At 63.0% G+C, this 26756-nt stretch carries 24 protein-coding genes; 5 read left to right on the plus strand and 19 right to left on the minus strand.

What is annotated here, in order from left to right:
- Positions 1-177 precede the first annotated feature (177 nt).
- Positions 178-1761 carry a rhodanese-related sulfurtransferase gene (locus tag ACF8GB_RS00425; protein ID WP_078478272.1) on the minus strand — a complete coding sequence of 528 codons (1584 nt, stop codon included), beginning with the start codon at positions 1759-1761 and terminating at the stop codon, positions 178-180.
- Complete coding sequence (locus ACF8GB_RS00430; protein WP_392526415.1) at positions 1758-2366, minus strand: cysteine dioxygenase; 609 nt, start codon at positions 2364-2366, stop codon at positions 1758-1760. The genes ACF8GB_RS00425 and ACF8GB_RS00430 overlap by 4 nt, the downstream gene beginning before the upstream one ends.
- 297 nt (positions 2367-2663) lie before the next feature.
- On the opposite strand from ACF8GB_RS00430, the gene ACF8GB_RS00435 reads away from it, so the two are divergent.
- Positions 2664-3620 carry an ABC transporter substrate-binding protein gene (locus ACF8GB_RS00435; protein WP_196125926.1) on the plus strand — a complete coding sequence of 319 codons (957 nt, stop codon included), beginning with the start codon at positions 2664-2666 and terminating at the stop codon, positions 3618-3620.
- Between the two features lie 9 nt (positions 3621-3629).
- The gene (locus ACF8GB_RS00440) at positions 3630-4949 is read left to right on the plus strand and encodes an LLM class flavin-dependent oxidoreductase (protein WP_078478273.1); all 1320 of its coding nucleotides are present in this window, start codon (positions 3630-3632) and stop codon (positions 4947-4949) included.
- Between the two features lie 82 nt (positions 4950-5031).
- Here the strand turns inward: ACF8GB_RS00440 and ACF8GB_RS00445 are convergent, their stop codons facing one another.
- From ACF8GB_RS00445 to ACF8GB_RS00485, 9 genes are all read right to left on the minus strand, one after another.
- Entirely contained in the window at positions 5032-6132 is a 1101-nt protein-coding gene (locus ACF8GB_RS00445; RefSeq protein ID WP_392475344.1) for an LLM class flavin-dependent oxidoreductase, read from the minus strand.
- A gap of 91 nt (positions 6133-6223) precedes the next feature.
- Entirely contained in the window at positions 6224-7843 is a 1620-nt protein-coding gene (locus ACF8GB_RS00450; protein ID WP_392526416.1) for a dipeptide ABC transporter ATP-binding protein, read from the minus strand.
- On the minus strand, positions 7840-8754 hold the full coding sequence (locus ACF8GB_RS00455; RefSeq protein WP_196185742.1) for an ABC transporter permease: 915 nt from the start codon (positions 8752-8754) through the stop codon (positions 7840-7842). The genes ACF8GB_RS00450 and ACF8GB_RS00455 overlap by 4 nt, the downstream gene beginning before the upstream one ends.
- A gap of 1 nt (position 8755) precedes the next feature.
- Entirely contained in the window at positions 8756-9706 is a 951-nt protein-coding gene (locus ACF8GB_RS00460) for an ABC transporter permease (RefSeq protein WP_078478275.1), read from the minus strand.
- Entirely contained in the window at positions 9703-11322 is a 1620-nt protein-coding gene (locus ACF8GB_RS00465; RefSeq protein WP_196126725.1) for an ABC transporter substrate-binding protein, read from the minus strand. The genes ACF8GB_RS00460 and ACF8GB_RS00465 overlap by 4 nt, the downstream gene beginning before the upstream one ends.
- A 149-nt stretch (positions 11323-11471) precedes the next feature.
- Positions 11472-12266, minus strand: a complete 795-nt coding sequence (locus ACF8GB_RS00470) for a class II aldolase/adducin family protein (protein WP_058605687.1) — start codon at positions 12264-12266, stop codon at positions 11472-11474.
- 18 nt (positions 12267-12284) lie between these two features.
- Positions 12285-13229 (minus strand): D-isomer specific 2-hydroxyacid dehydrogenase family protein, encoded by a 945-nt coding sequence (locus ACF8GB_RS00475; RefSeq protein ID WP_392515959.1) that lies wholly within the window; start codon positions 13227-13229, stop codon positions 12285-12287.
- A complete protein-coding gene (locus tag ACF8GB_RS00480) occupies positions 13226-14359 on the minus strand; it encodes an acyl-CoA dehydrogenase family protein (RefSeq protein ID WP_392515960.1) in 1134 nt (377 codons plus the stop codon). Before ACF8GB_RS00480 ends, ACF8GB_RS00475 begins: the two co-directional genes overlap by 4 nt.
- 177 nt (positions 14360-14536) lie before the next feature.
- Positions 14537-15442 (minus strand): LysR family transcriptional regulator, encoded by a 906-nt coding sequence (locus tag ACF8GB_RS00485; RefSeq protein ID WP_196127851.1) that lies wholly within the window; start codon positions 15440-15442, stop codon positions 14537-14539.
- Between the two features lie 198 nt (positions 15443-15640).
- On the opposite strand from ACF8GB_RS00485, the gene ACF8GB_RS00490 reads away from it, so the two are divergent.
- Both ACF8GB_RS00490 and ACF8GB_RS00495 read left to right on the plus strand, forming a co-directional pair.
- On the plus strand, positions 15641-16606 hold the full coding sequence (locus tag ACF8GB_RS00490; protein WP_058639634.1) for an ABC transporter substrate-binding protein: 966 nt from the start codon (positions 15641-15643) through the stop codon (positions 16604-16606).
- 15 nt (positions 16607-16621) lie between these two features.
- Complete coding sequence (locus ACF8GB_RS00495) at positions 16622-17578, plus strand: aliphatic sulfonate ABC transporter substrate-binding protein (protein WP_392526417.1); 957 nt, start codon at positions 16622-16624, stop codon at positions 17576-17578.
- A 301-nt stretch (positions 17579-17879) separates the two neighbouring features.
- On the opposite strand, the gene tal is transcribed toward ACF8GB_RS00495, so the two are convergent.
- Both tal and dusA read right to left on the minus strand, forming a co-directional pair.
- Positions 17880-18806, minus strand: a complete 927-nt coding sequence (gene tal / locus ACF8GB_RS00500; RefSeq protein WP_058605681.1) for a transaldolase — start codon at positions 18804-18806, stop codon at positions 17880-17882.
- 177 nt (positions 18807-18983) lie between these two features.
- The gene (dusA, locus tag ACF8GB_RS00505) at positions 18984-19994 is read right to left on the minus strand and encodes a tRNA dihydrouridine(20/20a) synthase DusA (protein WP_392526418.1); all 1011 of its coding nucleotides are present in this window, start codon (positions 19992-19994) and stop codon (positions 18984-18986) included.
- A gap of 300 nt (positions 19995-20294) precedes the next feature.
- Here dusA and ACF8GB_RS00510 point away from each other — a divergent pair, with 300 nt between their 5' ends.
- Positions 20295-21173: an EthD domain-containing protein gene (locus ACF8GB_RS00510; RefSeq protein WP_392526419.1), complete on the plus strand. Its 879-nt coding sequence runs from the start codon at positions 20295-20297 to the stop codon at positions 21171-21173.
- Between the two features lie 134 nt (positions 21174-21307).
- Here the strand turns inward: ACF8GB_RS00510 and ACF8GB_RS00515 are convergent, their stop codons facing one another.
- The 6 genes from ACF8GB_RS00515 to ACF8GB_RS00540 all read right to left on the minus strand — a co-directional run bounded on the left by ACF8GB_RS00515 (position 21308) and on the right by ACF8GB_RS00540 (position 26623).
- Positions 21308-22078, minus strand: a complete 771-nt coding sequence (locus tag ACF8GB_RS00515) for an amino acid ABC transporter ATP-binding protein (protein WP_196185750.1) — start codon at positions 22076-22078, stop codon at positions 21308-21310.
- 88 nt (positions 22079-22166) lie between these two features.
- Positions 22167-22907, minus strand: a complete 741-nt coding sequence (locus tag ACF8GB_RS00520; RefSeq protein WP_326384295.1) for an amino acid ABC transporter ATP-binding protein — start codon at positions 22905-22907, stop codon at positions 22167-22169.
- Entirely contained in the window at positions 22904-24406 is a 1503-nt protein-coding gene (gene argH / locus ACF8GB_RS00525) for an argininosuccinate lyase (protein WP_392526420.1), read from the minus strand. Before argH ends, ACF8GB_RS00520 begins: the two co-directional genes overlap by 4 nt.
- The gene (locus tag ACF8GB_RS00530) at positions 24376-25095 is read right to left on the minus strand and encodes an amino acid ABC transporter permease (protein WP_392515966.1); all 720 of its coding nucleotides are present in this window, start codon (positions 25093-25095) and stop codon (positions 24376-24378) included. Before ACF8GB_RS00530 ends, argH begins: the two co-directional genes overlap by 31 nt.
- Before the next feature lie 7 nt (positions 25096-25102).
- Entirely contained in the window at positions 25103-25765 is a 663-nt protein-coding gene (locus ACF8GB_RS00535; RefSeq protein ID WP_023534227.1) for an amino acid ABC transporter permease, read from the minus strand.
- 12 nt (positions 25766-25777) lie between these two features.
- Entirely contained in the window at positions 25778-26623 is an 846-nt protein-coding gene (locus tag ACF8GB_RS00540; RefSeq protein ID WP_392475333.1) for a transporter substrate-binding domain-containing protein, read from the minus strand.
- Positions 26624-26756: the final 133 nt, after the last annotated feature.

A 26756-nucleotide genomic window follows, 5' to 3' on the forward strand; every position in this document is an offset into this window, starting at 1 on the left:
CAACTACGCGGTAGCTGTAAGCGTGCGCTGATGGCAGGGCCATCAGGCAACATTGAGCAGGTGGCGCCTCTTTTTGACTGACAGCAGCCGGTGAACACGTGTCGTTTAGCTGCTGCGCTACCTGTACCCGGTGCAAGCCTACGAGGGCACAGGCTGCAGGCCAATGCCTGCGGTAAATCAAACCACCCTGAAACGGTGGGTGCCATCGCGGCCGAGCTGATCGACCAAGCCAAATTCCCAATCCAGATATCCCTGCATGGCCTCCCGGGGATTGTCCGTGCCTTCGTAAGGTCGTCGGTAGCGATCGCTACGCGGCACGGCAAGCCGTGACTCACCGCTCTCCAGCGGATTCCCGGCAGCGATCCACTGTGCAGTGCCGCCTTCAAGCAGGTAGACGGGCGTGCGCGTGAGGGCTTCGAGGTCACGGGCGGCGAAGCGTGCCAGCAGGCCGCTGCCGCAGGTCAGCACAAACCGGCTTGCCTGTGGCACGTTTTCCAAGACTTTCGGCAGTTGGGCACGGATGGCCCAATAGGCACCTGGGATGTGGCGATTAACGTAGTTGGCGCTGGTGGTGAAATCGAGCAATACGGTATCGCCTTCTTCCAACCAGGCTGCCAGTTGCTCCACCTCAACCGTGCTGACCGGTGGTAACGCTGGCAACGGTGGCTGCCACTGGCCGGTGGCGGTGAAGTCAGCAGCGTGCAAACCGTCGAGTACTGCCACCTGCCAGCCCATCTGCGCCAGCCACGAGGCCGTCATGTTCGCGCGCACGCCGTCGTCATCGACCAGCACGACTCTCGCGCCACGTACACTGGCGACGTGGTCGGTTTCCTGTACCAGCTGGCCACCTGGCACCGAGCGGCTACCTGGCAGGTGGCCTGAGCCATATTCCTCGGGCGTGCGCACATCCAACAGGTAAGTGGTGCGGCTGGTATCAGCCTGCCATTGGGCAAGCCCGGCGCGGTCGATCCTCAGGACACCGGCACGGTCGGCCACTGCGCGAGCCTTGACTCCAGCCTGGGCCTGGGTGCCTGCCTCGACTTCGCTGAAGCGTCGCTGCTGGCCGTGGGCCAACTGCTGGCCCGCCAGCGTCCAGCCGATGGTACCGTTGCGCAGCGCTGCCACGGGGTTGGGGATGCCCGCATTGACCAATGATTGAGTGCCGATGATGCTGCGAGTACGGCCAGCACAATTGACGATCACCTGGGTGCTCGGGTCCGGTGCCAGCTCAGCCACCCGCAGCACCAGCTCGGCGCCAGGTACGCTGACACTGCCCGGGATGCTCATGGTCTGGTATTCATCGAAGCGGCGCGCGTCCAGCACCACCACGTTGGCTTCTTGCTCCAGCAACGCCTGTACCTGCTCGGCGCTCAGCGATGGCGTGTGCCGCACACTTTCCACCAGTTCACCAAAGGCCTTGCTTGGTACATTCACGTCGCGGAACAGCTCCCCACCTGCAGCCTCCCAGCCGGCCAGTCCCCCTTCAAGAAGCGCCACGTCGCTGTAGCCCAGTGACCGTAGCCGCTGCAAGGCTTCTGCTGCCAGGCCCTCGCCGTTGTCGTATACGGTGATGGCGGTGTCTGCCCGCGGCACTCTGGCCAGCACTTCCAACTCCAGTTTTGACAGGGGAATGTTGGCCGCAAACAGGGGGTGGGCTTGGGCAAAGGGGGCTTCTTCGCGCACGTCGATCAGGGCTAGCTCTTCTTGCGCCAGGAGGGCACGGCGGATGTCTTGGTAGTGGCGTGTGCTGACGGTGCTCATCGGGCAGGGTTCTCTTTGGACAGGTCCCAGATATTGGGCAGGTGGGCATTGGAGTAGCCGGAGATGAAGGGTTTTTCGCTTCCGTCCACGGTGTACACGGCGCGCGTGACGGCCCCGATGTTGGCGCCGTAGACGTGAATGCTGATCGACACCTGGTCGGCGAAGGCATTGCTGACTTGATGGATGTCCCCAAGGGCCGGCGATACCGCTTCGACCTGGCCAGGCTCTAGGCGTACCGGCGCGCCCTCGGTCTGCAACGCACCGTATGCACCGCGCGCGAAGCCTTGAGCGAGCTCAGCGCCACGCAGCATGCCGATCAGGCCCCAGACGCGATGGTCATGGATGGGGGTGCGCTGCCCGGGGCCCCAGACGAAGCTGACCACCGAGAAGCGTTGGCGTGAGTCACAGTGCAGCAGGTATTGCTGATAACGCTCTGGATCGGGTTGGGCAAGATCGACTGGCAGCCAGTCGTCATGGACTACCAATTCAGCCAGCAGATGCTTGCCCCGATCAAGCAGGGTTATCTCGTCAGGCTGTTGGTCGAGCAATGTGGCGAATTGGTCGATAAAGCGGCGCAGGCGCTCCGGGCGAAGGAGGTGGGGCATGGGTCAGGCTCGGTGGTCCAGGATTTGAAAGACCCTAACAAATCGGTAATATATTCGCAAAATGCAAAATAGTAATAACCTAATATGTAAATTGAGAATATAAAGATTAGGGGGTTCGCGCTTGCGCAAAAGATGAATCTTGCATGAGGTTATGCCTAAAGCGCATTTCACAAGCTGGTATTTGCGCATTAGATTATAAAAAACTGAATGTTAATGCTTTGAAGCTATAACCTGACCACCGGCCAGACCGCACGCGCGGATCGCCTCACATCCCCTAATGGGTCTACGGAGACGAACGTGCGCTATCTCAAACACCTGACAGCCACCGTGCTGGCCACAACCTTCAGCCTCGCCGCCGCTGCCCAGGCGCTGGTCGTGGGCGATCAGAGCTACAACGCCCGCGCCGTTATGGAAGCCGCCGGCGTGCTGGACAATCTGCCCTATTCACTGGAGTGGAAGCAGTTCACCGCAGGCTCGCCGGTGGCCGAGGCGCTCAATGTTGGCAGTCTGGACATCGGCTTGCTCGGCGATGCGCCGCCGCTGTTTCTGGGCGCCCTGGGGGCGCCGATCAAGGTGATCGCCGTCAGTCGGCAGAACCTTGCGGGGGTGGCCATCCTGGTGCGCAAGGACTCGCCGATACGTAGCCTCCAGGATCTACGCGGCAAACGCGCCGCAATCTGGAAAGGTTCGTGGAGCCAGCAACTGCTGTTCAGTGCCTTGGACAAGGCCGGCGTGCCCCGCGATACCCTCCAGCTGCGCTACCTCAGTGCACTGGACGCCTCCCATGCGTTGGATGGCGCAGCTGTGGATGTGATCGCTACCTGGGAGCCCTATGTCACCCAGCAGGAGCGCCAAGGTGCTCGGGTACTGGCTACCGCCGAGGGTGTGATACCGGCGCAAAGTTTCGTGGTCGCCAACAGCCAGGCCGTGGAGCACAAGCGTGCGCAGATAGCCGACTTCCTCGAGCGCCTGAAAAAAGCCCGGGAGTGGGCTCTGAGCGACCCTGCCCATACCGAAGCCTATGCCGACGCCTGGGCTCAGCGCACCCGCGCCGATCGAGACATCGCCCGCGCATGGTTCGCCCGCGCGCGCACTGACCTTGCGCCACTGGACCAGCAGGTGATCGCCGACGCGCAGAAGACCGTGGAGTTCTTCGCAGGATTGGGCCTGATCAAGGCCTATCCGGCGGCAGACCTGTTCGACACCTCGTTTGGTGCGGCCTTGGCGGGCCACGCTTCGACCGCAATTGACTGAAGGTTCCCCATGAGCAAACGACAGATCAAACTCGGCGCGCTGACCATGGGATGCGGTGGTCCGGGGCGGCATAACCTGTGGCTTGACCCCGAGCTGCCCGCAGACGCCAGCGTCAATATTGATTGGTACATCGACATCGCTCGTCAGGCAGAGGCCGCGCTGTTCGACCTGATGTTCATTGTCGACAGCCAGTTCATCACCGAAGGTTCGCCCTCGCACTACCTCAATCGCCTGGAGCCGCTGACGCTTCTGTCCGCGCTGGCGGTCAGCACTCGCCACATCGGCCTGGTCGGCACGCTTACCACGTCCTACAACGCGCCATTCAACGTCGCCCGCCGGCTCGCCTCCCTGGATCTGATCAGCAAAGGCCGAGCCGGCTGGAACGTGGTCACCAGCGGCGATGCCGGCACGGCAGGCAACTACGGCCTGGATGAGCACTATGACTACGACACCCGCTACGCCCGCGCCCAGGAGCATGTAGAGGTGGTGCAAGGCCTGTGGCATTCCTATGAGGAGGATGCCTTCCCACGCGAGCGGGCCAGTGGCCGTTTTCTGGACCCCTCGAAGCTGCATCGTCTGGATCACAAAGGGGAACACTTCTCGGTCGAGGGCCCTTTGAACATTCAGCGCTCGCCCCAGGGGCAGCCGGTGATATTCCAGGCGGGCGATTCCGAGCAGGGCCGCGACCTGGGCGCCGCCACTGCCGATGTGGTGTTCACCCACGCCGCCAGCATCGAGCAGGGGCAGGCGTTCTACCGGGACATCAAGGGCCGTGCCCAGCGCTTGGGGCGGGACCCGGAGCAATTGCTGGTGCTGCCGGGGGCGGAGATCTACGTAGGCGATACCGACGAAGCTGCCCGAGAGATCGAACGTCACTACCATCAGGTCGACCACAGCTTCGAACTGGCCCTCAAAGAGTTCGGGCGCAATTTCGGGTGGCATGATTTCAGTCAGTACGACCTGGACGCACCCTTCCCCCAGCAGAGTCTGGACTACGCGCGCAGCAGTTTTTACACCAACGCCAAGCGCATTGCCGACCAAGCCCGTGAGAAAGGCTTCAGCTTGCGCCAGGCGGTGGAATTCGGGCGTCAGCTGCGCCCGGGCGCGTTCGTGGGGTCGCCCTCGACCGTAGCGGCCAAGATGGCCGAGTGGTTCGAAGCCAGGGCCCTGGACGGTTTCAACATCTACATCGGGCACCCTGGGCAATTTCGCCGCTTTACCCAGCAGGTAGTACCGTTGCTGCAAGAGCGCGGGATCTATCGCACGGCTTATGAAGGCAGCACGTTGCGCGAGAGCCTTGGGCTGACCATCCCGCGGTTCAACCGGTAGACCCCAGACACCCACACGCGGGTATGGGATGACGCCCAGGCGGGTCGGGCACTGTTTGACAGCGCTCGAACCCGCGTACACCCTAGCCCAAGCGTGCCTGGCGCTGCGCCTCGAATCGCTCTACCTGCTGACGAATGCGCGGAATCAGGTCCTGGCCGTATTCCACTGCATCGCGCAGCTGCTCGAACCCCCGAAACAGGAACGTGCTCACGCCCAATTCGTAGTAGGCCAGCGCTGCCTCGGCCACTTGCTCGGCGGTGCCCACCAATGACGTGGAATTGCCGGCCCCGCCGCCCAGGGCTGCGATCTCGGTCCACAGCCGGGTGTCATGCACTTTGCGTTCCTTGGCGAGCTGAACCAGGCGTTCGGACCCTGCATTGCTCTTGCCGAAGTTCTTTTCGCGGCGGTTGCCTTGACGGATCCCGATGGTGGTCTGGGCGTCAGCCAGAATGCGCTCGGCCCGCGCCCAGGCTTCTGCTTCCGTGGCGCCGAGGATCGGGCGCAGCGACAGGCTGAAACGAATGTGATGTTCTCGCCCGTAGCGGGCTGCAGCCTTGCGCACCTGTCTAATGCGCTCGCGCACTTGCGCCAGTGGCTCGCCCCACATCATGTACACATCGGCGTGCTTGGCCGCGACCTCCACCGCTGCATCCGAGGCGCCCGAGAAGTAGACGGGCAATTTGCCGACGGGCTTGACCAGTGTGAGGTTGTCTTCAACTTGGTAATGGGTGCCGTGATGATCGAAGGCAGTGCGCTGCGTCCAGGTGTTGTGCATCACCTCCAGGTACTCGTCGGTGCGGGCGTAGCGGGCATCCTTGTCCAGATAGTCGCCGTCGCGCTGCAGGTCACCGCTGTCGCCGCCCGTGATCACGTTGATCGCGGCGCGGCCACCGCTCAATTGGTCGAGGGTGGCGAACTGCCGGGCGGCGAAGGTGGGCGCCTGAAAACCGGGCCTATGCGCCACCAGAAGGCCAATGCGGTCGGTCAGCGCAGCGACGTAGCTGGCCAGGATCATCGAGTCCGGCGCACTGGTGCTGACCGCCAGCAGCGCTTTGTCGAAACCGGCGTATTCCTGCGCCTGGGCGAATGCCTTGATAAACGCCAGATCGACAAGCGGGCCACGGGGCGCTTGCGATTCACTGCTTTCCTGAGGGCCGATCAGGCCGATGAATTCGAGGGTCATTGGGGTGATACTCCTGCTCCAGTGGGGAAGACGCCAAGCCATGTGGCTTGACAGGCGTTAGGTAGTGCAGTGGACGGGCGCGGCGCAGTGGTCAGATCGCTACCGGCAGCACGCTGCGCGAGTGCCCTGGTATGGCCTGGATCAGTGCCCGCGTGTAGGCGCTGGCGGGTCGGCCGAACACCTCTGCGGCCGGGCCCTGTTCGACGACCTGCCCGTGTTGCAGCACCAGCACGTGGTCGGCCATGCTTGCCACCACTGCCAGGTCGTGAGAGACCAGCACGTAGGCCATGCCCAGGTCGCGCTGTAGTTCTGAGAGCAGGGCAAGAATCTGTGCCTGCACCGACACATCCAAGGCACTGACCGGTTCGTCCAGCAGCAGTAGATCCGGCTCCAGTGCCAGGGCTCGGGCAATGGCCACGCGCTGGCGCTGGCCACCTGACAGCTCATGCGGCAGGCGATCCAGGAAATGCACAGGCAGGTGCACCTTGGCGATCAATTCCCGCGCCCTGCGCTCCAGTGCCTCACCTTTGCCCAGGCCGAACGACACCAGCGGCTCGACGATGCTGTCGTACACGGTGAAGCGTGGATCCAGCGCGGCAAACGGGTTCTGTTGCACCAGCTGGATGCGCCTGCGTAAGGGACGCAGCTGCTGCCAACTCAATGCGCTGACAGGTTGCCCTGCCAATTCCACATGGCCTTGGCTCGGCGTTTCCAGCCCCAAAGCAATACGCAGCGTTGTGCTTTTACCCGAGCCAGACTCGCCTACGATGGCCAAGGTCTGGCCCGCGTGCACGGTAAGGTTCAGGTCATGCAGGGCGGTGAACGGGCTGGGCTGCCCAGGCAAGACAAAGCGTTTGCAGATGTTGTGCAGCCGAAGCAGGGGAGGCTTATCGGTTGGCAAGACGGCGCTGCGTCGCGACACGAAGGCGGGCGCTGCCGCCAGCAGTTCACGGGTGTAGGGCTGCTGCGCACCCCAGAGAATCTGCCTGGGCGAGGCGTGCTCGATGAGCTTGCCGTGCTTCATTACCAGCAGGCGGTCAGCACGGTCGCACGCCATGCCCAGGTCATGGGTGATGATTAGCAGCGAGATGCCGCGCTCGGCCGTCAGGTGTTGCAGGTGGTCGAGGATCCGCCGCTGCACCGTGACATCCAGGGCGCTGGTGGGTTCGTCAGCCACGATCAACTTGGGCTCGCCGGCCAGCGCGATGGCAATCAGTACCCGCTGGCGCATGCCACCGGACAACTCGTGGGGGTACTGGCGAGCGCGCAGCGCGGGCTGGTCCAGACCTACCTGGGCCAGCAGAGCCTGAATGTCTGTGGCCAGGCCGGGATAACGACGGCCTCGGGCCAACACCAGTGCTTCACCGATCTGCTGGCCGATGCGCAGGGTAGGGTTGAGGCTGACCATTGGATCCTGCGGCACCAAGGCAATGGTGCGCCCACGCAAGCGGCGCCTGGTGCGCTCGTCAGCCTGGGCCACATCGACCCCGTCCACCCACAACTGACCTTGATCGATCTGGGCGCTGATCGGCAGTAAGCCGAGCAGGGCGTTGGCGAGGGTCGACTTGCCGGAGCCAGACTCCCCGACAATAGCCAGTGTTTCGCCTTTGGCCAGGCTGAACGAAAGCTGGCTCACGGCCTGGGTGTGCTGCCCTGCAACGGCGTAGCTGATGGTCAGGTTGCGCACCTTGACCAAGGGTTGCTGGCTCATCGGGCATGCTCCTCGGCGCTACGCGCCAGGTGATTGAGGCTGAACACCACGGCCACCACGAACAGCCCCGGCAGCAGGGATACCCACGGCGCTGTAACGAGAAAATGGCGCCCGTTGGCGATCAGCGTGCCCCACTCAGCAGCGGGCGGCGCTGCGCCGAAGCCCAGAAAGCTGAGCCCAGCGGTGGCCAGGATCGCGGCGCCAAAGTCCAGGGTGGCCAGTACCGCCACCGGGCCCCACGCATTGGGCAGTACGTGGCGCATCAGGGTGCGCGTCCAACTGGCGCCGGCTAGGCGCGCCGCTTCGACGTACGCCAGCGATTTGATGCGCAGCACCTCGGCGCGGGTCGTGCGGGCGAAGCCTGGAATGATCCCGACACCCACCGCAACGGCCACGGGCACCGTGCCAAAGCCGATGGCCGTGACGATCGCCAGCGCCAACAGCAAGCCGGGTAGGGCAAGCAAGACGTCGATCAGGCGCATCAGGGCTGCATCCAGGTGCCCTCCGGCAAACCCCGCCAGTACGCCAAGGCCAAGGCCGCCCACCAGGGCGATGGCCACTGCCAACAATGCCGCCATCACCGACAGGCGCGCGCCATACACCACCCGCGTGTACAGGTCGCGGCCCAACTCGTCGGTACCGAACCAATGCATCAGGTTTGGGGGCGTGAGCTTGTCGGCGGGTGCCGTGGCGTAGGGGTCGAAACTGGTGAGCAGCTGAGGTGCCAGTGCGGCAAATAAAGCGAACAAGACGATCAGCAGCGCCAGGCTGAAGCCAGGGCGGCGCAACAGCGGCGTCAAGGCGCGATGGACGCGCTGATACCGCGTGCGTCGTTTCCAGATGTGGGGTGTGCACGGCTCATCGCTGGTTGAGGCGGCGTCGGGTGCGATCAGGGGAATATCCATGGTCATCTCAGTTCACCTTGGCCGTAGGGGTGATGCGAGGGTCGAGGTAGGGGTAGAGCAGATCGACGATCAGGTTGACCAGCACGAAAGCGGCCGCCGATACCGCGACAATCGCCAGCACTACCGGTATGTCCTGACGCAGCACGGCTTCCTGGGCCAACCGGCCTACGCCATTGCGCGAGAAGATGGTCTCGACCAGCACGGCACCGGACACCGTGTTGCCGACCTGCAGGCCGATCAGGGTCAGCAGCGGCAGCGTGGCATTGCGCAGGCCGTGGCGGGCCTGGACCTGGGCGCGGCTGAGCCCTTTGGCGAAGGCGGTGGTGATGTAGGGTTCCTGCCACACCCCTTGAAAGCCCCGCTGCAACACTTGGGCATACACAGCGGCGCTGGGTATCGCCAGGGTGATTGCCGGCAGCACCAGGCTGGCAAAACCTTGGCTGCCAGTGGCCGGGAACCAGCCCAGCGCGAAGGCGAAGACCTGGATCAGCAACAGGCCCATCCAGAACACGGGGATGGAAAAGCCCAGCGAAGGCACCCGGGCGAGTGCCGTCTTGAGCGGTCGCCATTGCAGGTAGGCGGTCAGGTAGGCAAGGCCGACCCCACCCACCACCGACAGCACGATGGCAGAGCCCGCCAGCGCCAAGGTTTGCGGCAAGCGTTCGGCCAGCAGCGCGGTAACAGGTCGCCCCAGCGACAGCGACTGCCCCAGATCACCGTGCAGGGCACGCCACAGCAGGTCGATGTATTGCTCGAACAGGCCTTTGTCTAGCCCATAGAAAGCACGGGCCTTGGCCAATGCTTCGGGTGACAGGCCATCGGCCTCCATGCCGGAGGCACTGAGCATGATCGTCAGGGTGTCGCCAGGCAAAAGGTAGAGGATGAAATACGTGATGGTGTACGCGCCCCACAGTACCAGCAGCGCCTGACCCAAGCGGGTGATCAGATAGCGCTTCATGGCTGGCTGACCTCGATGTCGCTGAACAGCGCAAAGCCCTCGGCGGTCCAGCGGAAATCCTTGACCCGAGGTGCGGTGGCGGCTTGCCAGACGCGCTCGTACAGCGGGAAGGCGGAGGCTTCGTCGATCAGCAGGTCTTGCAGCTGCCCGTAGGCTTGGGCCCGTTGCGCATCGTCAGTCGCGGTGATGCCACTGTCGAACAGCGCCTGTGCCCGGGTCAGGGTCTGCGGCTCGTAGGTATTGGTGGCCAGCGTGGCGCTGTTGGCCGAACGTGGGTCAAGAATCGTCTGCAAAATGATCGGGTCGGCACGGGTCATGTAGGTGGAAGTCAGGTCATAGCTGCCTGCTGCGTTACCCGCGACCCATTCGGCGCGGGTCAGTACATTGAGTTTCAGGTCAATGCCGACCTTGCGCAGTTGGTCCTGCACCAACACGTCACCGGCGCTTTCGGCCGGGGTGAGGTTGTAGCGCAATGTCAGGCGCTTGCCGTTCTTGTACCGGTAACCGTCTTTGCCCTTGGGCCAACCGGCAGCTTCGAGCAACTGTTCGGCGCCAGCCGGATCATAGACGAGCTTGTTGGCCTGGGGCTTGAAGTACGGCGTGGTGACGTCGTACACGCCGCTCACGACGGGGAACTGCGCGTTGTACACGGTATGCGCATAGCTGGTGCGATCGATGGCTTTTTGCAGCGCAAGGCGAACCTGTCGGTCAGCCAGCAAGCGGTTGTCACGGGTGTTGGGGTAGAGGTTCAACGCGGGGCCTGGCAAGGACCGGCTCTGGATGGTGGCGCCCTTGGCCTGGAACAGTTTGAGATCGACCTCCGAGAAGGGGTTGCGCGGCCACAGGATATCGGCCTTGCCCTGAAGGAACAGGCCATTTCGCACACTTTCTTCAGGGATGTAGCTGATGTTGATGGCGTCCACATGCGCAGCGCCCCGGTTATGTACGTTGGCCGAGGGCCATGCGTAGTCGCTGCGCTTGACCAGGCGGGCGCCCACTTCGGGTGTGTAGTGGTCGAGGGTGAACGGTCCCGTCCCGATGATGTTGCCCAATGAGCGCGCTTTGGCGGTCAGCTGGTACGAAGCTGGGGCGAGGATAGCCAGGTTGGTGGTGGACGTGGCCTGCAGAAAGCCTGCATTGGGTCGCGATAGCACCAGGCGCACGGTGAAGTCATCGACCACCTCGGCATGGTCGTAGCCTGCCAGGTAGGTAGCGCCGAAGGTGGCGGGCAACTGAGCCGCGAATGCCTTGTTGCTGTCGAAGGCTGCTTTGACGGCGTGCGCGTCAAAGCGCTCGCCATTGCTGAACGTGACGTCCTGACGCAGGTGGAAGGTGTAGCTCAGGGCGTCGGCACTGACTTCCCAGCTTTTGGCCAGCCAAGGGATGATCTGCCCGCTGTCGGGGTCTTGATCCGTGAGCGACTCAGCCACGTTGCGCAGCAGCACACGGTGCTCCAACCAGTAGACCTGGAAGGGATCGAGGCTGACCAGGGTGGTGTTGTCGCCCCAGAAGGCGATGTTGAGTGTTTTGCCAGCACTGGCTTCATTGCCAGGGGAGCAGGCAGTGAGGGCCAGGGTCAGGGCGCCGAAGGCAAACAGGTGGTGCAGTGGGGGCATTGCGTGGTCCTTCAAGGAGATGAGTGCGTCGGTGTCCGGCCACGCGCAAGGCGAGCCGGTCGCCACTGACAACGTGTCGATCGTCGGAACATGGAGGCGCCTGAGCGGGCGAGCTTGCCCCTAGCGCAGGCACATCCAGCCTGGAGCGATCAGTTCTGGTAGTCGCGGCTCTCGCGATCCAGTTGCCGGATCAACGCGTCCCAATGCCGCTGGATGCCTTCCCCCTTGCCATCGGAAAAGCGCTTGGATTGCTCATGCACCTTGGCAATGGCCGCCTGCGATGCATGCAGCAATTGATCGTTGCCCCCGGCCTGGGCGGCCACCTGAATATTGCAGGCACGCTCTAGCCCATGCAGTTCGCGAAATGCATGTTCCACGCTGATGCCCCCGGTCAGCAGCCCGTGGTTGCGCAGGATGAGGATGTTGCTGTCACCAAGGTTGGCCACCAGTCGCTGCTGCTCGTCCAGGTCCAGGGCCACGCCCTCGTAATCGTGGTAAACCACCCGGCTGTAGTACGCCAGGGCATGCTGGGAAATGGGCAGCAGGCCGGCGCGCTGGGCTGACACCGCTGCGCCGTCACGGGTGTGGGTGTGCAGCACAGCCTTGAGGTCGGGCCGAGCGCGGTGAATGGCGCTGTGAATTACATAGCCGGCCTGGTTGATGCCCAGGCCCAGCGGGTCGTCGATGATGGTGCCGTCGACGTCCACCTTGACCAGGTTCGAGGCGCTGATTTCGTCGAACAGCAAGCCAAAGGCATTGATCAGGAAATGTTCCTCCGGCCCCGGTACACGGGCGGAAAAGTGCGTGTAGATATGGTCAGTCCAGCGGAACAGGGCCGCCAGGCGGTAGGCGGCGGCCAGCTTGACACGCACCTCCCATTCTTCGGTGCTGACCCGGTCGCGCACGTTGTTGGCGGTGGGCTTGACGGCAGACAGTGAACTCATTGAGGTGTTCTCCGGTGATCAGTAACCACGGGCGGTGTCGACCAGATTGGTCAGGGGTGCTCGCTCGCGGTAGCGGTGGAAATTGGCGATGAAGGCTTCGAGAAACGCCGGGTAACCTTCATCGGAAATGGCCGAGGTGTGGGGCGACAGGAACACGCGTGGGTGGTGATAAAGCGGGTGGTCAGCGGGCAGCGGCTCGGGATCGGTCACATCCAGGCTGGCGCGGGCGATTACACCGCTGTCCAGCGCCTCCAGCAGCGCCTGCTGATCGATCAGCCCGCCACGGGCGACATTGATCAGGTGCAAGCCTGGGCGGGCCTCGTTCAGTACGTGCCGATCGATCAGCCCACGGGTGTCACGGGTGAGTGGGGCGGCCAGCACGAGGTGGTCGCTCTGTGCGAACAACTGTCGTAGATCGTTGGCGCGCTCCACGCCGCGCACCTGGGCAATGGGCTGTCCTGGGCGGCTCAGGGCCGTTACCCGCATGCCGAGCGCCACGGCCTTGTGAGCAAGGCTCTGGCCAATACTGCCGAAGCCCAGAATGCCTAAAGTGCGCCCGCGCAAAGGCGCCAGTGCAGTGAGGCGCCAGTCGGCGTCCTTGATCCAAAGGCTTGGCAATTGCTTTGCCGCGGCGAACATCAGTGCCAACGCGAACTCGGCCACTTGCTCGGCATTGGCGCCCTTGCCGCTGGTGACAGGGGGCCCGCCAAAGATCCATTCGGGGTAAAGATCGATGCCCGAAGACACCAGTTGCACCCACTTCAACCCCCAGGGCCACTGTACCGGCGGGCTGTCGATCCGCTGACCCCGCACATTGATCGGGCGCAGGATGAACACGTCGGCGGCCACTTCAAGGCTCAGCTGACCGGGAGGAACATCGATGACTCGATGACCCGGTAATTGCTTGCGCAGGTAGTGATTGGCCTGGGCGTCGAGGTGGCTGGCAATCGTTGAATGGCTCATGCCTGCACCTGCGCCAGTGCGGCTCGGCCGGCCTGACTGAACACGACGTCGTCCTGAGGAGTGTGGATGCGGCTGCAGAGCACGTCGCGGTAGTGCCGTTCCAAGGCATTGTGCCGCGAAAGCCCAGGGTTGCCCGCCGCTTCGACCGCCAGCGTCACGGCCTCGATGGCATTGGCGCCGACCAGCTGCTTCAGTTGCCCGGCATGGTGGGCTGCGGTGTGCCCGGCGACAGCGCCATCGAGCAGGCTCTGGTTGGCAAAGAGCAGGGTATTGATGCGCCCGATCGTCTGCTGAAAACGCGGCAGACTCGCCAGAGGTGCACCCAGGTTCGACGGTGTGCGCTGCGTGAGAAATGCCACCAACCAATCGCGCGCCGCCTGTGCCACCGCGTCGTAGACCGCTGGCAGCAGTACGCTCATCCACAGCAGGCTGTCTTCATCGAGTTCGGCTTTCGGGGCGTTGGTCGGGCTGACGCTGACGGCATGATCAAGCGGGATCAGCACGTCCTCGAAATGCACCTGATGGCTGCAGGTGGCACGCATGCCCAAGTGGTCCCAGTCCTCGACGATGCTGATGCCGGGTGTGTCGCGGTGTACCAGAAAGCCGCCTACCAAAGGGACAGCGTCGTCGCTGCGGCCCCAGACCAGGAACCAGGTCAGACCATGGCTGCCCGTGGAGTAGATCTTGCGCCCGCTCAGGCGCCAGCCCTGCGCCGTGCGGCGCGCCACGGTGGCGGGCAAGCCGCCGCGGGTCGGGGTGCCAAGTTCGGGCTCGACGCGCAGCGCATTGATCAGTGCACCGTGTTCCACGGCGTCGCGGGCGATGCGGTGACGCAGGCGTTCCGGCCAGTCTGCTGCCCGATGCGCACGGACATGCTGCAAGTACTGCATCACCAGGATAAGCCCGGTGGCCGGGTCGCCCTTGGAAACTGCGCTGATCACGCGGCGCGCGCTCGCCAGGTCCGCACCGCCACCGCCAAGGTGGCGCGGCACTGTGTAGGCGAGCAGCCCGTGGCGGTGCAGCAGGTCGAAATTGTCCTGAGGGAACCGAGCGCTGCGGTCATAGCGCTCGGCATTGGCCGCAAGGGCCTGCGTCAGCTCGGCGAGCGCGCTGCCTGAGGGGTGACTCATGGGTTTCATCCCTGAATGACGGTGTGTTCCTTAAGACCGTATTCGTATGGATGAACGCTGTAAAAGTCTTTTTGGTTCTATGCTAATTATCAGCCAATCGAATTTAATCCAAATTCAGTTATGCGATTTACGTATATCGTGCGCTGGGTTTCATCACCCTGATGATTCAGGTTTAGATCAACCAGGGTGATAGCAGCCCTGCAAACGTTGCCCGGCCACGTTGCCGAACAACTCTACCGGCTCCTGAAGATTACCCAGGTAGCGAGGATGAAAAAGCCACAGGTCTACCTGTGGCTTGAAATCACTGACGGTGAGTACATCGAGCGAATCGCGGTGCCGGCTGGCTTGCAGCAAGGGCTCCGGAACCAGCCCCAGCCCCTGACCATTTGCGACCAACCCCAGCTGTAACTCAGTGCCGAATGTCTCCAGGTTGATCGAAAGGCTCAGCCCTTGCTCGCTCAGGGCGCGTTGCAGCCCCGCGCGAAAGCCGCAGCCATCGGGGTTCAGTACCCAGCCGCGGGTGTAACAATCCTTGAGTTTGTAACTGCGTTTACCCGCGCTACCCTTGGCCGCCACCACCTTCAGCGGCATACGTGCGATGGATTGGCTGGCGATTCCGTCGGGAAAGATCTTGCCAGGGGGAAACAACGCGGCGGCAGCGTCCAGTTCACCGTTGTCCATACGCCCGATCAGGCTGCTACCCCAGCCGCTGGTGACCTGGGTGCGCAGTTGTGGGTAGGCCTGGCGGATCTGCGCCAAGGCGTCGAGCAGCACCACGTCCCCCAGGGTCTGCGGAACGCCCAGGCGCAACGTCCCGGACGGGGCGCCGTCGTTGGCCACCAGTTCGCGCAACGAGTCGATCTCGCGCAGGATCGCTTTGCATTGTTCATAGACCCGCAGCCCCATGGGGGTAGGTTTGAGGGGCTTGGTGTTGCGGTCGAGCAGGGTCGCGCCAAGGTCTTGTTCGAAGTTCTGCACACGCCGGGTGATGGCCGGTTGGGTGACTTGCAGCGCCTCGGCAGCCAGGTTGGTCGACTGGCAACGCATGACGGCGACGAACGCGTCCATGTCATCGATTTTCATGATTCGGCTCTTGCCTGAACGGTAAAAAAATAAGGCATTAGCATAATCCCGATCAGCAGAAATGCCATGACCGATACTCAATAATTCAAAAATGCATATTAGGTTATTCCTAAAATCAATTTAAGTTATTAAAAAATAGTCGCTAGAGTCGTCCGCTCGGGCTGCACGACGCCGCCCCACAGGACGAAGAGGCGTTCCATGTCCATTCGAATGAAAGTATTGACCCTGGCGGCAGCCATCCTGTTGATGGGCCAGGCCAGCGCCTCGGAGCGCCTGACCCTGCGCATCGGTGATCAAAAGGGCAACATGCGGGCCCAGCTGGAGGCGGCTGATGCGCTGCGCGATCTACCCTACGACATTCAGTGGGCGGAATTCCCCGCAGCTGCGCCCCTTGCCGAAGCGCTCAATGCCGGTGCGATCGATGCTGGCATCATTGGTGATGCGCCGCTGTTGTTCGTGCTCGCCTCAGGGGCGCCGGTCAAGGCGGTGGCGGTTGACAAGTCTGACCCCTACGGCACCGCGTTGCTGGTCAGGCCCGATTCGCCGGTGCGCACCGCGGCTGAACTCAAGGGCAAGCGCATTGCAACCGGGCGGGGTTCCATCGGGCATCATCTGGCACTCAAGGCCTTGGCCCAGGTTGGGCTGAGCGAAAAGGATGTGCAGTTGCGGTTTCTCGGGCCGGTGGATGCCAAGATCGCTCTGGCCAATGGGTCGGTAGACGCCTGGGCTACCTGGGAGCCTTACACCGCGCTGGCTGAACTCAGTGGGCAGGGAAGGGTGCTGGTCAATGGGCGGGGTCTTTCCAGTGGGAACAGCTTCCTCGCCGCTACCGACAAGGCGTTGAGCGAACCTGCACGGCAGGCTGCAGTGCAGGACTACCTCAACCGCCTGGCCCAGGCGCAGGTCTGGGCCAACCAGCACCTGGACAGTTACTCGAAAACCCTTGCCGCTATCATCGGCTTCCCCCAGGACGCGGCCCGTCTGCAATTTGAGCGTCGCCACTTGCGCTGGCAGGTGATCGACCCCCAAACCATCGCCACTCAGCAGGAGACGGCCGATTTCTACCATGCCCACGGGCTGATGACTGAACGCCTTGAAGTGGCACCCACTTTCGCCAGCGGCTTTACCGTTCCCGAAAGCACCAAGCTGGCTGCGCAACCTTGACCCGGAGATATCCTGATGAGCGTAAACACTCTGCGCAGACTTTGCCTGGCGCTATTGGCCAGCACGGTGCTGCCAAGCCTGGCTAACGCCGACCAAACGTTGCGCATCGGTTATCAGAAATCCTCGACCCTGCTGACGCTGCTCAAGGCCCGTGGCAGCCTGGAGCAGCGCCTGCGGGCCGAGGGCATTCGCGTCACGTGGCATGAATTTCCAAGCGGATTGCCGCTCTTGGAAGCGCTGAACCTGGGCAATGTCGATATCTCTGCGGATGTTGCCGACACTGTGCCTGTGTTCACCCAGGCAGCAGGTGCAAAGCTTACGTACTTCGCCCGCGAGACACCGTCGCCGACCGCCCAGGCTATCTTGGTACCTGCGGATTCGACCCTCAAGACCTTGGCCGACCTCAAGGGCAAGCGCGTGGCCGTGACCAAGGCAGCAGGCAGCCATTACTTGCTGATCCAGGCGCTGGCCCAGGCGGGACTCACGTTCAAGGACATCAGCCCCGCGTACCTGATACCGGCCGATGGCCGCGCCGCGTTCGAGAACCGCAAGGTCGATGCCTGGGTGACGTGGGACCCTTATGTGGCCAGCGCCCAACGTCAGCAGAATGCACGCATACTTGCCGATGGGAGCGAGTTGGCCAGCTATCAGCGCTACTACCTGGCGGGCAGCGACTATGCCAAGGCTCATCCTGAGGTGTTGCAGCAGGTGTACCTCGCCTTGCGTGAGGCCGGCACCTGGACCAAAGCCCACCCGGCCCAGGCCGCGCACATTCTCGGCCCACTGTGGGGCAACCTGGACAGTGCCACGGTGCAACAGGCCAACGCCCGGCGCAGTTACGACGTACAGCCGGTCAGGCCAGAGAACCTGGGCGAGCAGCAGCGCATCGCCGATGCCTTCTATCGTGAAGGGCTGTTGCCGAAAAAGGTGGATGCGAGTGCCGTGAGCCTTTATGAGCCGGTTCAGAAGTAGTGCAAACAGGGCGGTAGCCCGATGGTAGGACCGCGACGTTGAAATCCTGGGCCTGCTGCGCCGCCCAGCACGGCCGGGACTGCTCCCAGGCAAAACTCAAGCATCCAGATGCAGTGCAAGTGCTCCGAACGGCCAAAGCTGTCCTGAGCATTACGCGTTACCTGTAGGAGCGGTCTCGTGCCGCGATGGCCCGCGCAGCGGGCCCGGCGATATGAGCTCAAACGTATAAAGTTCGGGCTACCCCGCCGCATCGCGGCCCAGAGAGCCCCCGGCAAAGCAGTCTCGCCCCAACATGGCTGGATCAGCCTTTTTCAGCCATGACCTTCTCAAGCTTCTCCTGATCGCGCGCAAACTGGCGAATCCCCTCGGCCAGCTTCTCGGTAGCCATGGCGTCTTCGTTCATGTCCCAGCGGAACTCGCTCTCACTCAGTTGACGCTTGGGCTCCCCGGCATTGCCTGGCTTCAGTACCTGCGGCAGGTCGCCCTGGTCTTCACTCAACTGCTGCAGCAGCTCTGGGCTGATGGTCAGGCGATCGCAACCGGCGAGCTGTTCGATCTGGTTGGTGTTGCGGAAGCTGGCGCCCATGACCACAGTGTCGTAGCCATTGGCCTTGTAGTAGTTGTAGATCCGCGTGACGGACTGTACGCCTGGATCATCGGCACCGGTGTACTCCTTGCCCGTGCTTTTCTTGTACCAATCGTAGATCCGGCCCACGAACGGCGAAATCAGGAACACACCGGCGTCGGCGCAGGCCTGGGCCTGGGCGAAGGAGAACAGCAAGGTCAGGTTGGTCTGGATGCCTTCCTTCTCCAGCTTTTCGGCGGCGCGAATACCTTCCCAGGTAGACGCCAGCTTGATCAGCACACGGTCACGGCCAACACCGGCCTTGTCGTACAGCTCGATCAGCGAGCGCGCCTTGGCCAGCAGGGCAGGTTCGTCGAACGACAGCCGCGCATCCACTTCGGTCGAGATACGCCCGGGGATGGCTTTCAAAATGCCCGACCCCACCGCCACCGCGAACATGTCGCAGGCCTGGTCCACATCACCGTTGGCCTCGCCCTTTACGCGCTTGAGCAACTCGGCATAGGCCGGGATGGCAGCAGCCTTGAGCAGCAGCGACGGGTTGGTGGTGGCATCTACCGGTTTCAGGCGCGTAATGGCGTCCAGGTCACCGGTGTCGGCGACCACGGTAGTGAACTGCTTGAGTTGTTCCAGCTTGGAAGTCATGGGCGTGCTCTGTCCTGTGCAATGGGCTCGACATTACCCCAGCCCCCACGGTCGCTCAAGGGCCCGGCTGTACGAGAGGTGAATGTTCGAGTACCCACCGTCTCCTAGGTTCCCTTCAGGCCGGGCCTTGCATCGTGTCGCGCAACCAGCAGGCACTTGCGTGACACGCCAGCGCCCTCAACGCCCCTGCAACAACTCGACAGCCTGGTCGAACACGGCCAGCGGCTCGGCCGCCTTGTGGATGTCTGCCGAAAGCAGTTGGCGGAACCGGCGAGCGCCCTTGAAGCCCTGGGCCAGGCCGAGAATATGCCGGGTCACGTGATGCATCGCACCCCCTGCCTGCATATGCGCCACGATGTAAGGCCGTAACTGCGCCAGCACTTCGGTGCGGGTGACCACCGGTGCCACGCTGCCGAACAGCTGTTGATCCACCTCGGCCAGCAGGTACGGGTTGTGATAGGCCTCGCGGCCCAGCATCACGCCGTCGAAGGTCTGAAGATGGGTATGGCAGTCGGCCAAGGTCTTGATACCGCCGTTGAGCACGATCTCAAGGTCCGGGAAATCAGCTTTCAGTTGCGCGGCGACGTCATAGCGCAGCGGCGGCACTTCGCGGTTTTCCTTGGGCGACAACCCTTCGAGAATGGCGATGCGTGCGTGCACGGTGAAACTGCGGCAACCCGCCTCGCGCACCTGCCCGACGAAGTCGCACAACTGCGCATAGCTGTCGCGGCCATTGATGCCGATGCGGTGCTTGACCGTCACCGGTGTCGAGACGGCGTCGCGCATGGCCTTCACGCAATCGGCCACCAGCGCCGGGTGCGCCATCAGGCAGGCCCCGATCATGTTGTTCTGCACCCGGTCGCTGGGGCAGCCGACATTGAGGTTGACCTCATCATAGCCATCTGCCTCAGCCAGGCGCGCACACGCCGCCAGGTCCACTGGCACGCTGCCGCCCAGTTGCAGGGCCAGCGGGTGCTCGGAGGCATCGTGGCGCAGGAAACGCTGGGCGTCGTTGTGCAGCAGGGCACCGGTGGTGACCATTTCGGTGTAGAGCAGGGTGTGCTTGGAGAGTAGGCGCAGGAAGAACCGGCAGTGGCGGTCGGTCCAGTCCATCATGGGGGCAACAGAAAACCGCCTCACTACCGTATCCATTGGGCGGACCGCGTTTTCTGGCGTTTCGGGGGGCATTCGAAGATCTCTCGGTTACGGATGTTTAGCGCTTTCTGCTGACAGGTCACTGCCGTTACCGCCTCAGAGAGGAGGCCTAGTTAGCCAGGTCTGGTGCTCAGACCACGATCAAGCGCAAAGGCATGAATTCTATCAGGTCTGCTAATCAAGAAGTCCCTGTTGGCTGCACCTCTCGGCCGGGAAACCTCTCGGTCTGTTAAGCCAAACGCCCTCTAGCCAAGCCACGATAACCTTGACTGAACGCCCTCCCCACAGGCAGCTCTGACTCTAAACACACCTCAAGCTCAACTAGGTCAAGCCATGACGATCACCCTCAACAGCTACACCACCGTCAAAAGGCGCGAGCGCGTCCCACACGCCATCTTCGCCCACTACTGGCGAGACGTGCATGGGCCGCTGTGCTCCCGGTTACCAGGGCTGGGCTTGTACATCCAGCACCACTTCTCGCGCACCCAGGACGCACACCTCTGGCCATTGGCTGAGGGCGTGGGAGAGATCGCAGACTACGAACTCGATGGCGGTGTAGAGATCGGCTTCAAGTCCGCCGACCAGCAGGCGCGCTTCAAGCAAGCCAGCCCTATCCTGTTTTCTGACGAACAGAACATGTTCGACGAAACGCTGGCGTACGATCTCCCGCAAGGGTCAACGATGGTGGTCAATCGGCTGGCGGACGAGCGCCTCAATGGGCTCGATCATGCCGACCGGATTCATGTGCACATGAGCCCGCGACAAAGCCTTGAAGATCTGCAAGCGTATGTGCGCGACAAACTCGCGCCGACCCTAGCGCAGGATGCCTCGGTATTGAAAGTGCAAGTGCACCTGTGTGCCCCCTTCCAGAACGATGGGAATCATCCGCCGGCACCAGACGTTGCGCACACGGCCACGCCAGCGCGTGCCGAACTGGTAATCATGGAAGTCGCCTTTGGAAACCCTGTGGCCCGGCGCCGGTTTTTCGAGGGGCAGGCGTTCAAGGATACGCTGGCGGATCAGGCCCGGCACATCGGTAGCCTGAAGGCGTTCGCGGTCAGTGGCGTGTACAGCTACGTGGTCGATGGGGAAATGACCACGGCGGGGCTGCGCGGAAGCCGGGCGGCGGAGTTGATCGAGTACCTCGGCGCGATCAATCAACTGGAAAGTGAAGTAGAGGCAGTGTTCAAGAACGTGGAAGCAGCAGGTTAAGCTGCCCCGACATCCAATACGTGCGGGGCATGCCTGCGGGAAAAGCGCGGCTCGGTCCAATCGCTGAGAACGAAAGCAGGTCGTCGCTGTAATTCTCGAATGCAGCACGGTTGGCGCCCAAGGGGCGCCCCTGTTCAATGCAGCACCTGACTCAAGAACAACCGCCCTCGCTCACTCTGAGGCCGTTCGAAAAACACCGCCGGCGCGGCCTGCTCGACCACCTCGCCCTGGTCCATGAACACCACCCGGTGCGCCACGGTCCTGGCGAAGCCCATTTCATGGGTCACGCACACCATGGTCATGCCGTCCTCGGCCAGGCTGACCATGGTGTCGAGCACCTCCTTGACCATTTCCGGGTCCAGTGCCGAGGTGGGTTCGTCAAACAGCATGATCTTGGGCTTCATGCACAGTGCCCGGGCAATCGCCACGCGCTGCTGCTGGCCGCCGGACAATTGGCCGGGGTACTTGTGCGCCTGTTCGGGAATACGCACCCGCTCCAGGTAATGCATCGCCAAGGCTTGCGCTTCGTGGCGCGGCATCTTGCGCGCCCACATGGGCGCCAGGGTGCAGTTCTGCAGGATGGTCAAATGCGGAAACAGATTGAAGTGCTGGAACACCATGCCGATTTCGCGGCGAATGGTCTCGACTTGCCTCGCGTCGTGGGTCAGCTCGACGCCATCGACCACGATGCGGCCCTGCTGGTGTTCTTCGAGGCGGTTCAGGCAGCGAATGGTGGTCGACTTGCCTGAGCCGGACGGGCCGCACAGCACGATGCGCTCACCTGGCTGCACGCTGAGGTTGATGTTCTTGAGCACCTGGAAGTTGCCGTACCACTTGTTGACGTTCTCCATCTGGATCATGGGTTGGATGCCCGGTGTATCCAGGGATTGGGTCGCTTCGTTCATCTGAAATACTCCTGGCCGGCGCGCAGACACGCTTGGCCGGTGCAAGCGGGCGCTGGCTGCGCAAAGAAGGGTTGTACACGCTGTTCGTTCAGTGCAGAACGCTTTGCAGAAACTGCCGGGTGCGGGCCTGTTGCGGGGCGCTGAACAGCTGCGACGGCGGCCCGGTCTCGATGACCTTGCCGGCGTCGAAGAACACCACGCGGTCGGCCACTTCGCGGGCGAAGCCCATTTCATGGGTGACAACGATCATGGTCATGCCCTCGGCCGCCAGGCCCTTCATGACATTGAGCACGTCGCCGACGGTTTCCGGGTCCAGCGCAGAGGTGGGCTCGTCGAACAGCATCAGCTTGGGTTTCATCGCCAAGGCGCGAACGATCGCCACCCGCTGCTGCTGGCCGCCGGACAGCTCGGCCGGGTAATGCGCGGCCTTGTGCCGCAGGCCGACGCGCTCAAGCAAGGCCAGGGCGTGGGCCTGGGCTTGCGCTTTGGTCGCGCGCTTGAGCTTGACCGGGGCAAGCATCATGTTGGCCAGCACCGTCATGTGCGGGAACAGCGTGTAGTCCTGGAACACCATGCCCACGTCCTCGCGCAACCGGGCCAAGGCCTTGCGGTCTGCCGCACGCGTCTGATCGCCATCGCCAACCACCACGGTACCCTTGGAGGGCGGTTCCAGGCTGTTCAGGCAGCGGATGAAGGTGGACTTGCCCGAGCCGCTGGGGCCGATGATGACCACCACCTCGCCTTGGCGCACGTCCATGTCGACGCCCTTGACCACTTCATGGGGGCCGAAACTTTTATGCAGGTCGCGAACCGTCAGGATTGTGCTCATAGGCCCGCCTGTGCCCGGGTCAGGGCTTGCAGGTTGAGGTCGGCGGCGCTCATGCGCTCGCGGCGCTGCTGGTTGGCCGCACGCTCTGCGTCCAGGCGCTTGCTGGCGCGCGCCAGGCTGGGCATCAAGGACCCAAGCGACGGGCCGCCGGCAGAGCTGCGGCCCTGCACGTTGCTGGCCGGGTCCAGGCAATCACGCACCTTCTGCTCGGGTAGGTGCAGGGCATGGCCCAGTTGCTCCAGGGCGCAGGCGTCGATCATCCGGGTGGTGATCTGATTGGCCGGCAGGCCCTGGTCCATGGCCATGCGCACCACGCCCCCGACCACATGGTGGGCTTCGCGGAACGACAGGTCGACCTCGCGCACCATCAGGTCGGCCAAGCCGGTGGCGGTGGAGAAATCCTCACCGGCACGGCGTGCCGCCAGGTCACTGTTGGGGGTGGCGGTGCGCAGCACCAGGTCCAGCAGTTTCAGGCAGCGCAGGCTTTCTTCGGCAGCCTCCCAGAAGCCCCGTGTCCCTTCGCGATTGCCGTCGCCGGTATGGGAAAAATTAGTGCCCTTGATGGTCACGCTCGCACCCATCAGCAGGCCGACGATATGGCCACTGCGGCCCTTGAGGTACTCCAGCACGGTGGGGTTCTTCTTTTGCGGCATGATGCTGGAAGTGGCAGCGACGCTGTCGGGGAAGTCGATGAGGTTGAACTCATGGGTACTCCACACGAAGTAGTCCTGCGCCACGCGGCTCCAGAACACCGCCAGGTTGCTCAGGTGCGACAGGCTTTCGAGCAGAAAATCCCGCGAGCCTATGGCATCCAGGGCATTGTCCAGGTAGCCGTCGAAGCCCAGCAGCTCGGCGGTGCGCGCGCGGTCGATGTCGAACGGCGTGCCGGCGAAGGCGGCTGCTCCAAGCGGGCACTGGTTCATCGATTCCAGGGTCTGGGTCAGGCGTTTGCTGTCGCGCTCCAGGGCCTGTTCCACCGCACTCAGGTAATAGCCGTAGGTGATCGGCTGCGCCGGCTGAAGGTGCGTGTAGCCAGGCATCACCACTTCGGCGTACCGCTCGGCGCAGTCAAGGGCCGTGGCGCGTACCGTTGCCAACTCGTCGATCAGGTCCATCAGCAGGTCGCGGCAGCGCAGGCGGTCGAGGGTGGCCAGGATGTCGTTGCGGCTGCGACCGGTGTGCAGGCGCCCGCCAATGTCGGCGCCAATCTGCTCGATCAGGTGCGCCTCGTAGTTGAAGTAGGCGTCCTCGCGCGAAGGATCCAGCTCGACCGCATCCGGGCCTGCCTGCTCCATGTCCAGCACACCCTTGGCCAGCACGCTGGCATGGTCGCCGCGGATCAGGCCTTGTTCGGCCAGCATCAGAATGTGCGCCTTGTTGACGTTACCCAGGTTCGCGAAGCCGCTGGCAAAGCCTTCCAGGCGCGGGCGGTAGATGTACTCGTTCACTTGCGGCGCGGTGCTTTCCTTCAGGCGCCGACTGACTTTGGATGCTTGCATGCTGGAACCTCTTCAGTGGAAGTACGTGCCGCCGGACGACCCAGACGACGTTCGAGATAACGGCTGAGCCAGGTCAGCGCCGAACAGATGACGAAGTACACCAACAGCACCACGCCGTAGACTGCGAAGGCGGGGCTCACGCCGGTCATGACGGTTTCCCGCTCGATGATGATCTGACCGACCTTGAGAAACTCCCCCACACCCACAAGGGCGCCCAGGGACGTGGCTTGCACCAGGATCGTCAGCAACCCGGTGTAGGCCGGCAGGATGGCTTTCATCGACTGCGGCACAACCACATACAGGTAGATCTGCCAGGGGCGCAGGCCCAGGGCCCAGGCACTTTTCCACTGATGCCTGGACACCGACTCCAGCCCGCCACGCACGATCTCGATGCCGTTGGCGCTTCCCCACAAGGTCAGGCCCACGGTAACGGCGGCGAAAGGGCTCAGGTCCACACCGAACATCGGCGCACCGAAGAAGATGAAGAACACGTTGACGATCAGCGGAATGGAGCGAAACAGCTCCACGTAGCCATGGATCGTCCACCCCAACAGGCGGTTCTTGACCGTGGCCAGCACGCCGAGCACGGCCGAGATCAGCGTGGTGAACAGCAACACCACCAATGCTAGGTACAGGGTCATCAACAACCCTTTGCACACGAAGCTCCAGTTTTCGAGTAGGAAATTCATGGTCGCCTCACTGCCGGAAAGGGCGTTGCAGGTGGGCGGACAGCCGCGCAGTCATCAACGCGAGCACCCCCACCAGCACCAGGTACATGACGCAGATGGCCGTGAACATCTCGATGGCGCGAAAGTCCGTGGCGATGCGGTCCACTGCGACGAAGGTCAATTCCGCAAGGCCGATGGCCTGTAGGTAGGAAGAGTTCTTCAGCAGGGAAATCGCGGTGTTGAGCATCGCCGGCAGGCTGGTGCGAAACGCGATGGGCATGGCGATCAGGGCAAAGTACTGCACGGGCTTGAGGCTCAGTGCCAGGCTCGCCTCGCGCATGCCACGCTCCACCGTGGCTAGCCCGCCGCGGATGTTCTCGATCTGGTACGCACCGGCCCACAGCGACAGGCACACCACACCCGACCAGAACAGCGATAACCCAAGCCCAATGGCCGGCAGGCCGTAGAAGATGAAGAACAACTGCACCAGGATCGGCGTATTGCGGATCAGCTCCACGTACAGCGCCACTGCCTGGGACAGCACCGGGATCTTCATGACGCGCACCGCCCCGCCCAGCACCCCGATCAACAGCGAGCAGAGGATGGCCAGGGCTGTGATGCGCAGTGTCATCAGCACACCGTCGAGCAGGGCAGGCCATTGCTCGACCAGATAATGGACGTCGAACTCCATGATGGCGGCCGATCAAAGCGCTTCGGCAGGCTTGGCCTGCTCGAAGACGCTGATGTAGTAGCTTTGGATGTTTTCGGGTACGAACTGCTGCACCCAGCCTCGGAACAGGTGTTCCTCGCGCATGCGCAATACCGCCGCGCTCAGGAAGTCGCGCCACTGCGCTTCGTTCTTGCGCACGCCGATGGCGGCATCGGAGATCTGGAACGGTTGACCTATCAGGCGGGCATCCTGGTCGTTGTCGGCGACCACCACGAGGGTGGCGGCATCGTGGGTGTAGGCGTCGGCGCGGCCCTGGCGAAAGGCTTGCAAGGCATCGGCGGCGCTGTTCATGCGCAGGGTCTTGACGTCGGGCATGTGGTCTTCGAACCATTTGGCTTGCACCGACCCTTTGAGCGTGGCGAGGGTCTTGCCCTTGAGGTCGGCGATCGCGCGGGCCGGGCTGTCCTTCTTTACCACCACGTCACTGGCGCCCCACCGGTAGGGCGTGGTGAAGTCGATCACCCGTTGGCGTTCCGGGGTGACGCCCAGGGTGGCGATCAGCAAGTCCACCTTGCGCCCCAGCAACTGCGGCACACGGTTTTCGGCGGTCACGCAGGTGAAGCTGACCTTGTCCTTCGAGCCCAGGGCCCATAGCGAAATCTGCTTGGCCATCTCGACCTCGACGCCGGCGAATTCACCCTTATTGTCCTGGTAGCCATACGGTGGCTGGTCGCAGCGCACGCCAGCGCGCAGGTGGTCCGCCTCCCTGATGGCTGCGGGGACGGCGGGCAGGTCGGCGGCCTGAACGGTGGGTACCGCCGCCAACGACACGCACGTCAGGGCCAGTGCAGCGCTTAGTTTCTTATACGAGAAAGACATGATGCCTCCTGATTACCGGGCTGCACCGCGCCACTGTGCGGGGGCGATGCGTGAGTACAAGGGCAGAGCTGAAGTGACGCTGGAGCACCGGTGTTATGTGTGTTGTTGCCGGTATGCGCTCGGGGGTATCGCG

This window comes from Pseudomonas sp. xss_4, from assembly GCF_043104125.1.
Taxonomy (GTDB): Bacteria; Pseudomonadota; Gammaproteobacteria; order Pseudomonadales; family Pseudomonadaceae; genus Aquipseudomonas; species Aquipseudomonas parafulva_B.

Excerpts from the sequence above, each read along its gene's own strand:
- ACF8GB_RS00515 (WP_196185750.1), bottom strand. The coding sequence starts at position 22,078 with ATGAACGAAGCGACCCAATCCCTGGATACACCGGGCATCCAACCCATG.
- ACF8GB_RS00440 (WP_078478273.1), top strand. The coding sequence starts at position 3,630 with ATGAGCAAACGACAGATCAAACTCGGCGCGCTGACCATGGGATGCGGT.
- ACF8GB_RS00480 (WP_392515960.1), bottom strand. The coding sequence starts at position 14,359 with ATGAGTCACCCCTCAGGCAGCGCGCTCGCCGAGCTGACGCAGGCCCTT.
- ACF8GB_RS00430 (WP_392526415.1), bottom strand. The coding sequence starts at position 2,366 with ATGCCCCACCTCCTTCGCCCGGAGCGCCTGCGCCGCTTTATCGACCAA.
- ACF8GB_RS00510 (WP_392526419.1), top strand. The coding sequence starts at position 20,295 with ATGACGATCACCCTCAACAGCTACACCACCGTCAAAAGGCGCGAGCGC.
- ACF8GB_RS00455 (WP_196185742.1), bottom strand. The coding sequence starts at position 8,754 with ATGACCATGGATATTCCCCTGATCGCACCCGACGCCGCCTCAACCAGC.
- ACF8GB_RS00460 (WP_078478275.1), bottom strand. The coding sequence starts at position 9,706 with ATGAAGCGCTATCTGATCACCCGCTTGGGTCAGGCGCTGCTGGTACTG.
- argH (WP_392526420.1), bottom strand. The coding sequence starts at position 24,406 with ATGCAAGCATCCAAAGTCAGTCGGCGCCTGAAGGAAAGCACCGCGCCG.
- dusA (WP_392526418.1), bottom strand. The coding sequence starts at position 19,994 with ATGCCCCCCGAAACGCCAGAAAACGCGGTCCGCCCAATGGATACGGTA.
- ACF8GB_RS00490 (WP_058639634.1), top strand. The coding sequence starts at position 15,641 with ATGTCCATTCGAATGAAAGTATTGACCCTGGCGGCAGCCATCCTGTTG.
- ACF8GB_RS00485 (WP_196127851.1), bottom strand. The coding sequence starts at position 15,442 with ATGAAAATCGATGACATGGACGCGTTCGTCGCCGTCATGCGTTGCCAG.
- ACF8GB_RS00495 (WP_392526417.1), top strand. The coding sequence starts at position 16,622 with ATGAGCGTAAACACTCTGCGCAGACTTTGCCTGGCGCTATTGGCCAGC.
- ACF8GB_RS00520 (WP_326384295.1), bottom strand. The coding sequence starts at position 22,907 with ATGAGCACAATCCTGACGGTTCGCGACCTGCATAAAAGTTTCGGCCCC.
- ACF8GB_RS00530 (WP_392515966.1), bottom strand. The coding sequence starts at position 25,095 with ATGAATTTCCTACTCGAAAACTGGAGCTTCGTGTGCAAAGGGTTGTTG.
- ACF8GB_RS00445 (WP_392475344.1), bottom strand. The coding sequence starts at position 6,132 with ATGACCCTCGAATTCATCGGCCTGATCGGCCCTCAGGAAAGCAGTGAA.
- ACF8GB_RS00465 (WP_196126725.1), bottom strand. The coding sequence starts at position 11,322 with ATGCCCCCACTGCACCACCTGTTTGCCTTCGGCGCCCTGACCCTGGCC.
- ACF8GB_RS00450 (WP_392526416.1), bottom strand. The coding sequence starts at position 7,843 with ATGAGCCAGCAACCCTTGGTCAAGGTGCGCAACCTGACCATCAGCTAC.
- ACF8GB_RS00470 (WP_058605687.1), bottom strand. The coding sequence starts at position 12,266 with ATGAGTTCACTGTCTGCCGTCAAGCCCACCGCCAACAACGTGCGCGAC.
- ACF8GB_RS00535 (WP_023534227.1), bottom strand. The coding sequence starts at position 25,765 with ATGGAGTTCGACGTCCATTATCTGGTCGAGCAATGGCCTGCCCTGCTC.
- ACF8GB_RS00540 (WP_392475333.1), bottom strand. The coding sequence starts at position 26,623 with ATGTCTTTCTCGTATAAGAAACTAAGCGCTGCACTGGCCCTGACGTGC.
- tal (WP_058605681.1), bottom strand. The coding sequence starts at position 18,806 with ATGACTTCCAAGCTGGAACAACTCAAGCAGTTCACTACCGTGGTCGCC.
- ACF8GB_RS00425 (WP_078478272.1), bottom strand. The coding sequence starts at position 1,761 with ATGAGCACCGTCAGCACACGCCACTACCAAGACATCCGCCGTGCCCTC.
- ACF8GB_RS00475 (WP_392515959.1), bottom strand. The coding sequence starts at position 13,229 with ATGAGCCATTCAACGATTGCCAGCCACCTCGACGCCCAGGCCAATCAC.